This window comes from Vibrio sp. SCSIO 43155 (genome assembly GCF_023716605.1).
Taxonomy (GTDB): Bacteria; Pseudomonadota; Gammaproteobacteria; order Enterobacterales; family Vibrionaceae; genus Vibrio; species Vibrio harveyi.
Window position 1 is genome coordinate 141,871 of sequence record NZ_CP071852.1, and the last position, 15,691, is coordinate 157,561.

Annotated in this window: 11 protein-coding genes; 5 read left to right on the forward strand and 6 right to left on the reverse strand. The window is 47.9% G+C overall.

The window, feature by feature from the left end; translation table 11 throughout:
- Positions 1–45: 45 nt before the first annotated feature.
- Positions 46–771 carry a ComF family protein gene (locus tag J4N44_RS00630; protein ID WP_009700712.1) on the reverse strand — a complete coding sequence of 242 codons (726 nt, stop codon included), beginning with the start codon at positions 769–771 and terminating at the stop codon, positions 46–48.
- Between the two features lie 84 nt (positions 772–855).
- On the opposite strand from J4N44_RS00630, the gene bioH reads away from it, so the two are divergent.
- Both bioH and J4N44_RS00640 read left to right on the forward strand, forming a co-directional pair.
- Entirely contained in the window at positions 856–1,620 is a 765-nt protein-coding gene (bioH, locus tag J4N44_RS00635; RefSeq protein ID WP_009700713.1) for a pimeloyl-ACP methyl ester esterase BioH, read from the forward strand.
- 136 nt (positions 1,621–1,756) lie between these two features.
- Positions 1,757–2,221: a hypothetical protein gene (locus J4N44_RS00640; protein WP_009700714.1), complete on the forward strand. Its 465-nt coding sequence runs from the start codon at positions 1,757–1,759 to the stop codon at positions 2,219–2,221.
- 103 nt (positions 2,222–2,324) lie between these two features.
- Here J4N44_RS00640 and J4N44_RS00645 read toward each other — a convergent pair whose 3' ends face one another.
- On the reverse strand, positions 2,325–4,646 hold the full coding sequence (locus J4N44_RS00645) for a Tex family protein (protein WP_017189965.1): 2,322 nt from the start codon (positions 4,644–4,646) through the stop codon (positions 2,325–2,327).
- A 209-nt stretch (positions 4,647–4,855) separates the two neighbouring features.
- On the opposite strand from J4N44_RS00645, the gene J4N44_RS00650 reads away from it, so the two are divergent.
- The gene (locus tag J4N44_RS00650; protein WP_009698971.1) at positions 4,856–6,739 is read left to right on the forward strand and encodes a putative ATP-dependent zinc protease; all 1,884 of its coding nucleotides are present in this window, start codon (positions 4,856–4,858) and stop codon (positions 6,737–6,739) included.
- Positions 6,740–6,811: 72 nt separating this feature from the next.
- Here J4N44_RS00650 and greB read toward each other — a convergent pair whose 3' ends face one another.
- On the reverse strand, positions 6,812–7,297 hold the full coding sequence (gene greB / locus J4N44_RS00655; protein ID WP_009698970.1) for a transcription elongation factor GreB: 486 nt from the start codon (positions 7,295–7,297) through the stop codon (positions 6,812–6,814).
- Between the two features lie 214 nt (positions 7,298–7,511).
- On the opposite strand from greB, the gene ompR reads away from it, so the two are divergent.
- Together ompR and envZ are read left to right on the forward strand one after the other, a co-directional pair.
- A complete protein-coding gene (ompR, locus tag J4N44_RS00660) occupies positions 7,512–8,231 on the forward strand; it encodes an osmolarity response regulator transcription factor OmpR (RefSeq protein ID WP_005430151.1) in 720 nt (239 codons plus the stop codon).
- A gap of 125 nt (positions 8,232–8,356) precedes the next feature.
- Positions 8,357–9,649 (forward strand): two-component system sensor histidine kinase EnvZ, encoded by a 1,293-nt coding sequence (gene envZ, locus J4N44_RS00665; RefSeq protein ID WP_005448471.1) that lies wholly within the window; start codon positions 8,357–8,359, stop codon positions 9,647–9,649.
- Between the two features lie 78 nt (positions 9,650–9,727).
- Here envZ and J4N44_RS00670 read toward each other — a convergent pair whose 3' ends face one another.
- The 3 genes from J4N44_RS00670 to recG form a co-directional block, all read right to left on the reverse strand.
- Positions 9,728–11,119, reverse strand: a complete 1,392-nt coding sequence (locus J4N44_RS00670; RefSeq protein ID WP_252044745.1) for a uracil-xanthine permease family protein — start codon at positions 11,117–11,119, stop codon at positions 9,728–9,730.
- A gap of 252 nt (positions 11,120–11,371) precedes the next feature.
- Entirely contained in the window at positions 11,372–13,333 is a 1,962-nt protein-coding gene (locus J4N44_RS00675; RefSeq protein ID WP_252044748.1) for a S9 family peptidase, read from the reverse strand.
- A gap of 205 nt (positions 13,334–13,538) precedes the next feature.
- Complete coding sequence (gene recG, locus J4N44_RS00680; protein WP_017189969.1) at positions 13,539–15,620, reverse strand: ATP-dependent DNA helicase RecG; 2,082 nt, start codon at positions 15,618–15,620, stop codon at positions 13,539–13,541.
- Between the last annotated feature and the right edge of the window lie 71 nt (positions 15,621–15,691).

Below are 15,691 nucleotides of genomic sequence, written 5' to 3' on the forward strand. Positions count from 1 at the left end.
ACGCCTCGGTCTAGTCTTTTTGATGCTAAGACATGGCGAAGCGATCTAGATTGAGCCGGGGGCAGGAGTTCTGCAGATGCAGTAAATATCGATGCTTTCTACGCCAACTTCAAGTAGTAAATGACATAATTGTCGGACCGTACTACCTGTTGTAACCACATCATCCATAATCGCGACATGGGAAAAGTCCACCTCACCTTGTAGGGCAAATGCCCCTTGCAGATTTTGCTCGCGACTGGCTTTTTTGTTTCCTCGCTGCGACTGAGCGCTTTTGACACGTTTAAATATCTTGCTTTCATATCGCACATCTAAATGGCGGGCGAGGTGTTTGGTTAAGATATGGCTCTGATTGAAGCCTCGTTTTATGTAGCGCTGCCAGTGAACGGGCACGCTGGTGATGACGGGGGCAGGCTGCTCAATTCGTTCTGCTAATAGTTGAGTAAGCGTACTCACCTGCCATGCCTCGCCGTGATCTTTAAAGCGCTGTACTTGTTGAGAGAGCGGAAAGTCATAGTCACCTAAGGTATACAAACGCCGCCATGGTGGTGGCTCTTTCAGGCATTCTCCGCACTCTGCGGAGGATTGTGATTCCTCTTCTGTCATTTTTAAACCACAACGTGAGCAGCGTTTGATTGGTGTGAGGTGGTCAAAACAGCTGTCACACCAACGCATTAGGTTGGGCGTTTGGCGGTGAGGTATGGGAAATCGGCATAATCCGCATTGGCTACTGAGTACGCGATGCATGATGTTTTGCCATTGATGAGATAACATACAATCCATCCAAGGTGAGCGAGCCATCAGACTAAAGCTTGGATTGCGTTGTAAGGAATAAGATAAGTGGGAGAGAACGAGAGCATGAGCACGAATTTACACTGGCAGTCATTTGGTCAAGGACCAGATTTGGTGTTGCTTCATGGTTGGGGTATGAATGGTGCGGTATGGCAGCAGACCGTCGAGTCTCTTCAACCTTATTTCCGAGTGCATGTGGTCGATCTTCCGGGATACGGACACAGCGCAGAATCTCACGCTGAAGATTTAGCAAAAATCGCTGACCTTGTTTTGCAAGACGCACCAAAGAAAGCAGTTTGGCTTGGCTGGTCATTAGGTGGCTTGGTGGCAACCCACATTGCACTTAATGCTCCGCAGCGTGTGAGCAAATTAATCACGGTAGCAAGTTCACCAAAATTTGCTGCTGAGCGTCCTTGGCGTGGTATTCAACCTAACGTGTTAACCGCATTCACCGATCAATTGCTGGAAGACTTCTCTGTCACTATTGAACGTTTTATGGCGCTGCAAGCGATGGGCAGCCCGTCTGCGCGCAAAGACGTTAAACAACTCAAACAAGCGGTGCTATCGCGTCCGCAGCCGAACCCTGATTCGTTGTTGGTTGGTTTGAACATTCTTGCCGATGTGGATCTGCGCGATGCGCTGACTTCCCTTTCTATGCCGATGCTGCGCCTTTATGGTCGACTTGATGGCTTAGTGCCAATCAAAGTGGCAAGTGACTTAAGCGAGCAGTTGCCAAGCACTCAGCAGTTTGTTTTCAATCAATCCTCTCATGCGCCGTTCATGACCGAACATGAAGCGTTTTGTCTCCAAGTGAGAGAATTTGCCGCTTAACGGTTAGGCCTGCACATCTAAACGAATAAAACTCCTAAAGCTGATTAAAAATTGGTCGATATAAGTTTTAGCGAACTCTTCTTGTGGGAGGAGTTTGCTGTATTGACGAGTTGGGCGACTCTGAGGAGGGTTCGCAATGATTGTGTCACCGGCTAACGTTAGCGTGCCACTGATCGCCCCATCCGTTAATGTGCAGACGGAACAAGCTGCTCGTGACAATAAAATCCGAGAACCTGTGACGCCAACAGTCGCACTGGCGAAAACCAATGCGGAGCGCAAAGTAAAAAGTGATGAGAAACGGCGACGCCAATCCTCGTGGGACCCATCGGAGCATCCTGACTACGAAGTGGAACCCGAGGTGGATACCCGTTATCACGAAGAACCGAAAGACACGCTAGAACGTCTTTTCGGTTTGCTAGCGCTCAAGAGTTACAGTGAAGATCAGGGTAAGGGCTACGCGATACGCTTTCGATTACCTAAGCGCATTTTGGATGCTGCGGTCAAAGAGGGATTGATGGAAAAGCGCAGGAAGGTGATTAAGTTTCATTATGGTCACTCGGTCGCGCCCCATACACCGTCAGAAGTGATAGCAGTATTATGACGACTCAATATCCTACTCAAATAAAAACGCTCCGAGCAGATTACCTGACCGGAGCGTTTCTTTTTAGCTATGAAAACGAGCTAGCGGTGAAGCCTAGGCGAGATTACTTTTTCGCTTTAGCAAACGCTGCTGCAAAAGCACCGCCCATCGCGCTGTTAGATGACGAGTCATCACGGCGAGGCTGACGACGTTGCGGTTGGTCATTACGACGCGGTGCTGCTGATGAGCGTTGGCTGCGGTTGTCTTGACCCGGCTCGTCGTTCATACGCATCGATAAACCAATACGCTTGCGCTGCACGTCCACTTCCATCACTTTTACTTTAACGATGTCGCCCGCCTTCACCACTTCACGTGGATCAGACACAAAGCGGTCTGTCAGTGCAGAGATATGTACGAGACCGTCTTGGTGAACGCCGATATCAACGAAGGCACCGAAGTTGGCTACGTTAGACACCACGCCTTCTAGAATCATGCCTGGTTCCAAGTCAGATACCGAGTTTACGCCTTCTGCAAACGTCGCCGTTTTGAATTCTGGACGCGGGTCACGACCCGGCTTATCTAGCTCTTTGATGATGTCTGTAATGGTTGGCACACCGAAGTTATCGTCGGTGTAATCGACCGCATGCAGACCTTTTAGGAAGCTTGAATCACCAATCAGTGCTTTGATGTCTTTGTTGTTCTTCTCAGAGATCGCTTTTACCACTGGGTACGCTTCTGGGTGAACCGCAGACGCATCAAGAGGGTTCTTACCATCCATAATACGTAGGAAACCTGCACACTGCTCGAACGCCTTAGGACCCAAGCGAGGCACTTTCTTCAAGGTCGTACGTGCTTCGAAACGACCGTTTTCATCACGGAAGTCGACAATGTTCTGCGCGATGGTGCTCGACAAGCCCGCTACGCGCGTCAGTAGCGCTGCAGAAGCGGTATTCACGTCTACGCCGACCGCGTTTACACAGTCTTCCACAATCGCATCTAGGCGTTTTGCCAGCATAGATTGGCTAACATCATGCTGGTACTGACCCACGCCAATTGATTTAGGATCGATTTTCACTAGCTCAGCCAGTGGGTCTTGCAGGCGACGGGCAATCGACACCGCACCACGCAGAGACACGTCCATATTTGGGAATTCTTTTGCTGCAAGCTCAGACGCTGAGTACACCGATGCACCCGCTTCACTCACGATGATTTTCTGAACTTTCAGGTTGCCACGTTTGATGACGTCGGCGACAAAGCTGTCGGTTTCACGTGAAGCCGTGCCGTTGCCGATCGCAATTAAATCCACATTGTACTTGCGTACTAACTGATCAACGATTTGTGCTGATTTGTCGTATTGCTTTTGTGGTGGGTGAGGGTAGATGGTTTCGGTTGCAAGCACCTTACCAGTCGGATCGACAATAGCGATCTTCGAGCCTGTACGCAGACCCGGATCGAGACCAAGTGTTGCGCGAGGACCTGCCGGTGCTGCCATCAACAAGTCTTTTAGGTTAGTGGCAAATACTTCAATCGCTTCGATTTCTGCGCGCTCTTTCATTGCGCCCATTAGCTCGGTTTCCATGTGCATCGATACTTTGATGCGCCATGCCCAGCTGATCACTTGCTTACGCCACGTATCCGCAGGTGCGCTGCTAAGTGTCACGCCGTAGTGGTCAGCGATAATCGTTTCGCAGTAAGACTGACGCGCGCCTTCTTCCTGTTCTGGATCGGCATTCATTGCCAATGTCAGGAAGCCTTCGTTACGACCACGTAGCATTGCCAGTGCGCGGTGCGATGGTACTTTGCTTAATGGTTCGTTGTGGTTGAAGTAATCTTTAAACTTCTCACCTTCTTGCTCTTTGCCTTCAACGACGCGAGCACCCATTTCCGCATTGCGGTTTAGGTGACCACGGATTTTCTCCAGTAGGTTTGCGTCTTCCGCGATGCGTTCCATGATGATTGCGCGAGCGCCATCCAGTGCGGCTTTGGTGTCTGCCACGCCTTTGTCTGCATCAAGGTATTTGCTTGCTTCGCTTTCTGGCTCAGTTTGCGGATGATTCCAAAGCTGGTCTGCAAGTGGCTCAAGACCCGCTTCAATCGCGATCTGACCTTTGGTGCGACGCTTTGGTTTGTAAGGTAAGTACAAGTCTTCAAGACGAGTTTTGCTGTCTGCCTGAGTGATCTCTTGTTCTAGCTCTGGTGTAAGTTTGCCTTGTTCTTGGATCGACTTCAGGATGGTTTGACGACGATCATCAAGCTCACGAAGGTAAGACAGACGGCTGTCTAGAGTACGCAGTTGGGTATCATCAAGTCCGCCTGTTACCTCTTTACGGTAACGTGCAATAAATGGGACCGTGTTACCGTCATCGATAAGGGTTACAGCAGCGTTGACTTGCTCAGGGCGAACATTCAGCTCTTGAGCAATCATGCGACAGATAGCTTGGCTCATCCGTGTATTCTCTTTAATTCTGTTTAGGTATTGGTTGTGTATAGAACATTGGGGTCATTCATGGAATTTGCAATGTTTTAAACTAGTCACGCGAAAATTTACCGAGCGCTGGTGGACATCAGTCAGATTTGTGTCAAAACTGTAAGTAAATTGAGAACTTATACATTTGGTTATCGACTAACCCTGTACCTTAGCTCATACGGAAAATAATGATGAAGAAAATGTCTTTGGCTTTGGCGCTCTCTGGTGCCTTATTGGCGACACCGCTCGCTTGGTCGCAAACACTTTCCGCGACCACTCAAAATCCGATTTACCAACTTGATGATAAAGTCGTATTGGGGCGAGTAGAGAGTGTTTACTACAGCGAAATTCCTGAGCTAAGCGATGTGCCTTTTATCGGTAAGATTGATACCGGTGCAGATACCACCTCAATGCACGCAGAAAACATCCACGTTAGCAGTAGTAATCCTGAATACAAGAGCCTTAAAGATGACAAGCTGATGTGGGCCATCATTGATGATCTTGGCGGCACCAAAGCCAAATGGGATGCCGATAGCTTCGAGCCGTATCAAGTCACCGTGAGCTTCACTATTCATCATCCGTACACAGGTAAAGAAATTAAGATCACTGATGATCTTGAACGCATCAGTGCGATCCGTAGTCGTACCAGTGAAAAACCAATTTTACGTCCGACAGTGAAAATGCCGATGACCATTGCAGGGCACACTGTAGACACCGTGGTCAACCTGACCAAGCGTACTCAATTCTCAGCACCTATCTTGATTGGTAAGACTTACCTCGATAACAACGCGTGGGTGTTTGCTGGTTACGATTACCTGCAAGAGCAACAAAAGGCGCAGATGATCGGCAAGAAAGAAACGGTGGAAGTGGAGGGGGTGCCATACAAGGTAAGCATTTCGACCACCAGTCGTTACACCAACGTACATGCGCTGAACATCAAAGTCGATAAGAAGAAAAAACAAGTTTCTTTCACCCTTGAAGGCGAAAACGGTAAGCGTCACCCAATGACATTGCCACTCGTGCGTATGTTGAAAACCAGCAAGAGTGAGCGCCCTTTGGTTTACCTTCCGGTGCAAGTGAGCGAAACCGAGACGCAACAATGGCTGGTATACCTGCGTGATCGCAGCGGCTTCAGCTCACAAATCCGTCTGGGCAAAGACGTGGCAAGCCAACACTTCGTGATCGATACCGACAAAGAGAACTTGCTCGGTGGTGTTGAAAAGTCATTTAAGAATGCTCTGAAATCTAAGCCATTGGTTATCTCACCAGAAGAGTCAGTCAACATTGATGGTCATGTACTGCCTGCGTATCCAACTTTCGCGGTGAAAACGCCGCTGTTGCGTGTCGATGGCTTTGAATTGACGGAAAAAGACAAGAAAGAAGTGGTGACCTTCTATCTGCCAAGCGCGAACGGCAAGGAAGAGAAAATCACTAAACGCGTATTGAAGAAGCTCAAAGTGGGAGATTCGGTTCGCCCAGTCGTCGAAGGTGACTTCCTGTTTGGTGATGAAGAGAAGAGTATCGAATTTGCCATTGATGTACTGGAGAAAGACGATCAAGCACAGCCGTTCTTTGTCTTTGGACATAACATGGCGAAAGGCGGCGTATTGCTAAATACACGTGCAGACCACTTACTAGATGCGCGCCCGTTGTTTAGAGCGGGTCACATTGAGGTGGCGGAAGTGGAAGGCATGTCTTTCCCTGTGAAATTGGATACGGGCGCGGATGTGAGCTCAATTAATGCTCATAACATCAAGCAGTTCGAGAAAGATGGTAAAGACATGGTGAGCTTCACCTACGAGAACGACAGCGGCATGAAGAAAGAATTTACCAAGCCCGTTGTTGACGTGATGCGCATCAAAGCCAAGAAAGGTGAGAAAGCCAACGTACGTCCGGTGGTGGAAATGCACGTTAAGCTGGGTGAACTGGAGAAGAAGATTCGCGTTAACTTGCAAGATCGTAGCCGCTTCCATTACAGCATGATTCTAGGTAAGAACTTCTTGAAGCACGGTGCGATCGTTGCCAGCGATACCAACTACATTGTGACCGAGAAGCCAGACTACGAAGAGTAATCCTCAAGATTGGTACCTTAAAACGCAAAAGCCGCACTAAAAAGTGCGGCTTTCTTTTATCCGGTTGCAGAATCAATGTTGTTCGGCTTGGTAGCGAATGCTGTTGATAAACCATTCTTTGTAGCCTTCCGGCGTTCTTACTGCGAATTCGTCATCGACTTCTTTTTTTAGTAGTGCACGAGCCATTGGGGAATCAATCGAGATATAGCCTTTCGCATCACCATAGATTTCATCAGGACCAACGATGCGGAAATTCTTCACATCGCCCGCTTCATTCTCAATTTCCACCCAAGCACCAAAGAACACTTTGCCTTCTTGCTGAGGTGAGTAATCCACCACTTTGACTTGCTCTAGGCGCTTACGTAAGTATCTGACACGACGGTCAATTTCACGCAGGCGTTTTTTGTTGTACTGATAATCTGCGTTTTCGCTTCGGTCGCCCAAGCTTGCTGCCCAAGTGACTTTTTTGGTGACTTCTGGGCGTTCTTCTCGCCATAAAAAGTCGAGTTCGGTTTTTAGGCGATTGTAGCCTTCACGGGTAATTAAATTGGTTTTCATTAGAAGTAAATCAGCCGTTATTGGATTCTGTTGATCATATTAGCCTTGATTTTGTCTGACTGTAAATTGTTGTGGTGAGAAGAAAAATAATGCGAAACGTCGAAATAAATCATCAAAACCGTGGCTAAGATAAAAAGAGTAACAATTTGCACAAGCACGTTTGAAAAAACAGTGATACATTTTTGACTATAGATGCCTCTGAAAGGATGTTTCAATGCAGGAAAATCATAAAATATTAGTGGTTGATGACGATGCTCGTTTGCGTGCTCTTTTGGAGCGTTACCTTTCTGAGCAAGGTTTTCAGGTGAGAAGTGTCGCTAACGGCGAGCAGATGGATCGTCTTCTGACCCGTGAAAACTTCCACCTTATGGTGCTGGATTTAATGTTGCCGGGCGAAGATGGCTTATCGATTTGTCGTCGTCTACGTCACGCCAACAACATGCTACCTATCCTTATGCTGACGGCGAAAGGCGATGAAGTTGATCGTATCGTTGGTCTTGAAGTAGGTGCAGACGATTACTTACCAAAGCCGTTCAACCCGCGTGAACTGCTAGCTCGTATTAAAGCAGTACTTCGCCGCCAAACGGTTGAACTGCCAGGTGCGCCAAGCACGGAAGAGAAAGTGGTTGAGTTCGGTGACTTCCGTCTGAACCTCGGTACGCGTGAAATGTTCCGTGGTGATGAAGCGATGCCACTGACGTCGGGTGAATTCGCGGTGCTGAAAGCGCTTGTGACCAACGCTCGTGAGCCGATGTCGCGCGATAAGCTGATGAATATGGCTCGTGGTCGTGAATACTCAGCGATGGAGCGTTCTATCGACGTTCAAATCTCGCGTCTACGCCGTATGCTAGAGGATGATCCAAGCAAGCCGCGCTACATCCAAACGGTATGGGGCTTAGGTTACGTGTTCGTCCCAGACGGCAAAGAAGCGTAATTACCTCTAAGGTCTGCCGATAATACTCGGCTGCTCATATTCCACCCTCAAACCCCCTTCCTGTTTGAGGGCTGGAAACTCGCAATTAATGTTGTTCACTAGGAACAGTCCATTAGGAACTCTCCATGCGAATCCGAAGTTCATTTACACAATCCATTCTGCTGTTCATCTCTTTGCTTCTCGCTAGCCAAGTCTTTTCTTACTACGCCGTTTTTAACTACGCGTTGATGCCAAGTTTGCAGCAGTTCAACAAAATTCTCGCTCACGAATTGAATCTAGTGCTCGATGAAGATGGTTTACTCAAGTCCGATGCGCCACTCCGTCATCAACTGCTGGAAAACTTGGGCGTGACGGTACATAGCGTCGATAGCGAGATGATGAATGAGTTCAATCATGCGATGTCGATTGATTTGATGTCGGAAGAGATGACGCAAGAGCTCGGCTCACCAACGGAAGTGCGTTTGCTGCTTGGCAGTGAAAGCTACATTCTGTGGATGCGTATCGATCAGTTGCCGAACTCCATCATCCGTATTCCGCTCTCTGAATTGCAAGAAGAAGATTTTGCTCCGCTGTTCCGTAACAGCTTGATCATGGCGCTTCTGATCATTGCTGGTGGCTGGTTGTTTATCCGCTTGCAAAACCGACCTTTGATTGCGCTAGAAAAAGCCGCGAAAGGAGTAGGTCGAGGTGAAATTCCGCCGCCATTGCCAGAGAAAGGTGCTTCAGAAATCCGCTCTGTAACTCGCGCATTCAACCAGATGTCGAAAGGCATTCAAGAACTGGAAGAAGATCGTGCGCTACTGATGGCAGGCATCAGCCACGACTTACGCACGCCGCTGACGCGTATTCGCCTTGCGACAGAAATGATGTCACCTGAAGACAGTTACTTAGCCGAAGGCATCATCAGTGATACCGAAGAGTGTAACGAGATCATCAGTCAGTTTATGGACTACCTCAAGCCAGTAAATAAAGAGTCGTTTGAGCAGGTGGACATCAATACCATTACCAGCGATGTAGCAACGTCGGAAGGGGGTTATGAAGTCGAAATCGAAACTGACCTCAATCCTACGATGCCAACCGCGAAAGGCAGTCCAATCGCGATTAAACGCGCGGTGAGTAACCTTGTGGTTAATGCTCTGCGTTATGGTAATGGCTGGGTGAAAATCAGTACGGGCGTCACCGCCGACAAACAGTTGGTGTGGGTTTGCGTTGAAGACAATGGTCCAGGCATTGAGCAATCACAAATCGCACGCTTGTTTGAACCTTTTACTCGTGGTGATACTGCTCGTGGCAGTGAAGGGACAGGCTTGGGCTTAGCCATTGTTAAGCGCATCGTCAGTCAACACTCTGGCTCGGTTGTGGTGCGTAACCGCAGTGAAGGCGGGTTAAGCGCGCAAATCAGCTTCCCAACCAAGTAAGCTTTCTTCGCTCAACTGATTCCAATAAAAAAGCCCAACCTATGACTAGGTTGGGCTCCCCGATCATCCTAGGCAAGGTTAGGATTCTTTTATCTCTTGAGCTACCAGCTCATCTTCTTCTTCCAATTTCTCTGGAAGCAGTAGGTTCAATACGATAGCGGTGATGCCGCCTGCTGCCACACCTGTGGAGAAAATGCTCTTAATGAACTCCGGCATGAATTGCAGAATTTCAGGTTTTTGTGCAATGCCCAAACCCATCGAGAATGACAGTGCCATGATTAGGATTGCGCGGCGATCGAGGTCGACACGAGAGATGATGCGTACGCCCGCTGCGGCAATGGTGCCGAACATCACGATAGTCGCGCCGCCCAGAACTGGCTCAGGAATCAGCTGAACAAAGCTTGCCACGCCCGGGAACAGCCCCAAAATTACTAGCATGCCTGAGATGAAGTAACCCACATAACGACTTGCTACACCAGTGAGCATGATGATGCCGTTGTTTTGGCTGAAGGTAGAGTTCGGGAAGCTGTTGAATACCGCAGCAATGGCTGAGTTTAGACCATCTGCCAATACGCCGCCTTTGATACGCTTCATGTAAACCGGACCTTTTACTGGCTCACCGGAAACTTCAGACGTTGCGGTAATGTCACCAATTGCTTCTAGTGCCGTAATGAAGAAAATCAGAACCAGTGGAATAAACAACGACCAGTCGAAGCTTAAGCCGTATTGCATTGGGATCGGCAGTGCGATGAGGTCAGTTTCGCCCAGTGTTGACGTGTCGACCATGCCCATGAAGTACGCCATGACGTAGCCAACCAGCATTGCAATTACAATTGATGCAACACGTAGGTATGGGTTCTTTGAGCGGTTAAGGATTACGATCAAGCCAAGTACTGTGCCAGCGAGAGCTAACTTGTCTAGGCTACCGAAAGAGCCATCGCCCATTGCAGCATAGCCTCCGCCCATTGATACCAAACCCACTTGGATAAGCGTCAGACCGATAAGCGTCACGACGATGCCAGATACCAATGGCGTGATGATGCGGCGTGCGTGTTCTAAAACGCGAGATAGCAGGATTTCTGCAAAAGACGCTACCAAGATAGTACCGAAAATTGCTGCCATCATGGTGCTGATGTCCGCGCCGCCAGCTTTAAGAGAAAGACCCGCACCAATGATTGGACCAAGGAAATTAAAGCTGGTGCCCTGCACTGAAAGCAAACCAGAGCCGATAGGACCAAAGGTACGAATTTGAATAAAGGAAGACACGCCAGATGCAAACAGCGACATGCTGATGATGGTGTTGGTTTGGTCAGCAGGCACACCCAAAGACTGACAAATGATCAGAGAAGGGGTGATAACGGCTACGAACATCGCCAATAAGTGCTGAAGTGCAGCAAAAATGGTCAGAGGTAGTGGTGGGCGATCGTTTAACTGGTAGACCAGTTCCGAAGTTCGGTTTGAAGTTGTCATGTTTGTCTCGCTAGTCGCAATAATTCTTGCCCCAGAGCTCGCTGAATGGGAGTGCTGGGTGGAGTTGACGTTATGACCTGTGATTGCTGTTAATCAGTGTCAACTCAGGTTGGTTTGATGTGACAAGGTGCACACCATAAATTTTGAGCGCGATTATAGAGGGATTTATTCAAAAAGCAAACGTTTGCTTTGGGGTGAAAAGAAAAGGCGATAACGGAATGGTTATCGCCTTTAAGGTTTTACATTGGGAGTTTAGTTTTTTAAGTGTTTATCGAAGAACTCACCAATTTGAGTAAGGTACTTGGCTTGGTGCTCATCATTATAAAATCCGTGCCCTTCATCGCCGATCACCATTGTTTTGTGCGGATAATTGATCGCTTTGAGCGCTTCCACTAAGGCGTCAAATTGTTCAATTGGTGCTCGCTCATCTTTGGCTCCGTGGACCAACATAATGTCTGCTTTTAGCTTGTCGACATGATGAACGGGTGACATAGATTGAAGCTCTTTCTTATCATGACCGATCACTTCTTCTAGATAGTTAACGCCTGACTTGCGGTCTTTTACGTCGCCTTCAGTGTAAAGCATTTCAAGGTCATAGACGCCAAAGCTGCCTACTGCACACTGGAATAGTTCCGGTTCGACGATGGCACTTTGAAGCGCACTGTAGCCACCAAAGCTACCGCCAGAAATACAGATACGATCGGCATCGGCAATACCTTGCTTGATGATATGGCGAGTGGCATCAATGATGTCGTACTGAATATTGGTACCCCATTTACGGTATCCAAGTTCTTCAAAATTATCTCCAAAGCCACCACTACCACGGAAGTTGATTTGCAGAACAGCATAGCCCTTTTGAGCTAAGAACTGGTTCTCTGGATTGAATTCCCACCAGTCACGCGGTCCGTGAGGTCCACCGTGCGGGTTCACAATCAAAGGTAGGTCCTTTTCCGCTTTACCCGGTGGAAGTGTTAGCAAGGCATTGATTTCCTGCCCGTCTCTTGCCGTGAAAGCAAATGGACGAACTTCTGCCATTTTTTTCGGGTCGTGCCATTTCTGTGCAGAGAAAAGGTATCGACCTTCGACAGGATCGGTGTTGAATAGGTAATAATCGCCGGGATTACGGTCATTAAATGCCAGAGCAATGAATTTATCGCCATTTTCTGTTTGGCTAAGAATACGTACTTGATGACCTTCAAATGTCGCCAGTAGTTGCTTCAACTGCTTGCTCAGCGGGTGCTTGTCGTCCACAAAGGCATAGGTTGGATAGTCTTTTTCATATTCAATGGCGTACAGTTGCTTGGATTGCTGATCAAGCCAAAAGTTATGTGGTGAAACCTTTTCGCCAGCAACCACTTCTTTGTATTTTCCTGTTTTTAAATCAACATGGTAAATCGCTTGGGGTGAGCCGTCTTTACTTGCAGCGGCATAAATCGAATGATTGTTTTCGGCGAAGGAAATGGGGGTTAGTTCTTCTAAATTGAGTTTGTCTAATGTCGCGATGGATTGCCACTTGTTGCCATTGCGATAGAAAGACTTGAGTTTGAGATCATCACCAGAGCCCGTTACAAAGCCGACTTGGTTATCATGGTTAACTAGGAAATAGCTATTTCTGATAGGGGCGGACATCTGCTTGGTCGCGCGACCGTTGTAGACATTGACTTTGTAGACGTCTTTTTCCTCTTCCATGTCAAATGAGCGGTTGTATGGAATCGCAGCAATCAGCATGTGCTTTTCGTCATTTGGCATTGGGTCTAACATGATGCCGAAGGCGCGAATGGCTTTGCCTCGTTTAGAAACGCTGCTGCCGCTTTGTGGTGGTTGAGGACCGAACAGGTAGGCGGTTTTAGAACCGTCGACATTCGCGGCAACAAATTCACCTGTGGGTGAGGGTTGAGTAAACCAGCCCGTGAAGGTTTCTTTTGAAGCGACAACGCGCTCATTGTTGACCCAGTAATAATCGGCTACTTGCTCGTTGTCTGGGAATCGAAGCATGTTGGTTGGCTTCATTGTTTGTGCGTCGAGAATGACCAGCGCATCTTTACCATCCACTTTGGATTCGACCCCAAGGTATTTACCATCAGGGGAGAGTTTTGGGTTAAAAAAGCTCGACCCTTTAGCGAACAATTTCGCCATGTCTGAGGTGTCAGCAAATGCTGAACCACTACTTAGAATACAGGCTGAAGCCAACAGCCTAAGGCAGGTACTCTTCATTTCTACTCCTTGAAACGTATTTATTATCAGAGTGGAGGTTAGCAGTAGTGCTTAACTAACCTAGCCGATAGCACAACGCATCTATGTGTTGTGTTAATAAAACGTTATTGATTTTACATATTTAAAATCAATAGAATAGAAATTTAGATGTGATTTAGTTATCGAATTGGTGAAAGAAACGTCATACTTCTAAGGCGCAGCCCGTTTACGCCTTAGAATAAATGTCACGCTCGCCTAACCAACGGTCAATAATTGCGGTCGCATTCGTTGGGTAGTTGTCATGAATGTAACGTGCAATGCGTTGAACTTCCGGAATTAAGCGCTGATCTCGCACTAAGTCGGCAATTTTAAAATCTGCCAAGCCAGTTTGCTTGGTACCAAGAAGCTCACCCGGTCCACGAATCTCTAAGTCTTTCTGTGCAATCACGAAGCCGTCGTTGCTTTCTCGTAATACGCCTAAACGTTTTTGGGCGGTTTTTGATAGTGGCGAGTGATACAGCAACACACAATGGCTCGCCACTGAACCTCGACCAACACGACCTCTAAGCTGGTGCAACTGAGCCAAACCTAGACGCTCTGGGTTCTCGATGATCATCAGGCTGGAATTGGGTACGTCCACGCCCACTTCAATCACTGTTGTTGCGACTAGCAAATGCAGCTTGTTGTCTTTGAAATCCTGCATCACCGCTTGCTTCTCTGCGGGCTTCATTCGTCCGTGCACTAGACCAATTTTTACGTCAGGCAGTTTACGTTGCAGCTCTTCTGCAGTATCGGCGGCGGCTTGAGCCTCCAAGACTTCGGACTCATCAATCAAGGTACACACCCAATACGCTTGTTTGCCTTCGTTTAAGCAGGCATTGCGCACTCGTTCGACGATATCATCGCGTTTGGTGTCTGGAATCGCGACGGTCTGGATTGGTGTTCGACCCGGTGGTAACTCATCAATCACCGACGTTTCTAAATCAGCATAAGCTGTCATGGCTAACGTTCGCGGAATCGGTGTTGCTGTCATGATGAGCTGATGTGGATAAGCGCCTTGTTTCGCGCCTTTCTCGCGTAGCTCTAAACGCTGGTGGACACCAAAGCGGTGCTGTTCATCAATAATGACCAAAGCAAGATGATGAAACTCAACATGTTCTTGGAAAAGGGCGTGAGTGCCCACTACCATTTGCGCTTCACCACTGGCAATTCGGGCTAGTTCGGCTTCTTTGGCTTTACCTTTTAATTTGCCCGCCAGCCAACCGACCTGAATGCCCATTTTCTCAAACCAATTGGCGAAGTTAATCGCGTGCTGCTCGGCGAGCAGTTCGGTCGGTGCCATTAAAGCGACTTGATAGCCGTGTTCAATGGCTCTGACGGCAGCAAGCGCAGCAACTAAAGTTTTCCCCGAGCCTACGTCACCTTGAACAAGGCGCATCATTGGGTGCGTTTTTTCTAAGTCAGCTTCAATTTCTTTAACGACTCGTGCTTGAGCATTGGTCGGCGAGAAGGGCAATTGAGCCAGTAGCTGCTTTTTCAATGAGTCACACGACGCCAAAGGCAATGCCACGTCTTGTTGCCCTTTGCTGCGCACTGCCAACATAGAGAGGTTCTGCGCCAGTAACTCTTCCATGATCAAACGAATTTGAGCTGGGTGTTTACCTTCATCAAACTCATCCAAATTGATGGTTGGAGGCGGTCGATGAATCGTATGCAATGCTTGCGACATAGTGATCTGGTGATTGTACAAACCAGAAGGCAGCAATTCTTGTACTGCGGCTTTATCGAGGAGTGATAAGGCTTGTTCCGTCAGGTTACGCAAAGTGATTTGACGTAACCCATCGGTGGTTGGATAAACGGGGGTTAAGCTTTGTTCCACATCCGGCTTTTGTTCACTTACATAAAACTTGTAATCAGGGTGAACAATCTCTAAGCCCATACCACCACGCTTTATTTCACCGTAAGCGTGTACTAACTTACCATTTGAGAAATTGTTCTTCATCGCGGCAGTAAAGTTAAAAAAGCGTAGAGTAATGGTGCCATTGCCGTCGCTGATTTTTACTGTCAGCATTTTGCGTTTGCCGAAAGTAGTATCGACAGCCATGACTTTGCCCTGTACTGCCGCCCAGAGCCCGGCATGCAGCTTGGCTATTGGGTAAATGCGAGTGCGATCTTCGTAACGAAGAGGAAGGTGGAACAGTAGATCTTGAACGCTATGCAAGCCAACTTTGGCGAGTTTTTCTGCGACTTTGGCGCCAACTCCAGACAGAGAGGTTAAAGGAATAGCAGATAACATTTGGGCAGACATAGTGGGCTCAAGAAAATAGTTAACATAGCAGTATGTTAACCACGAAGCTGTGTTTTTGTACAGGGAAAAAT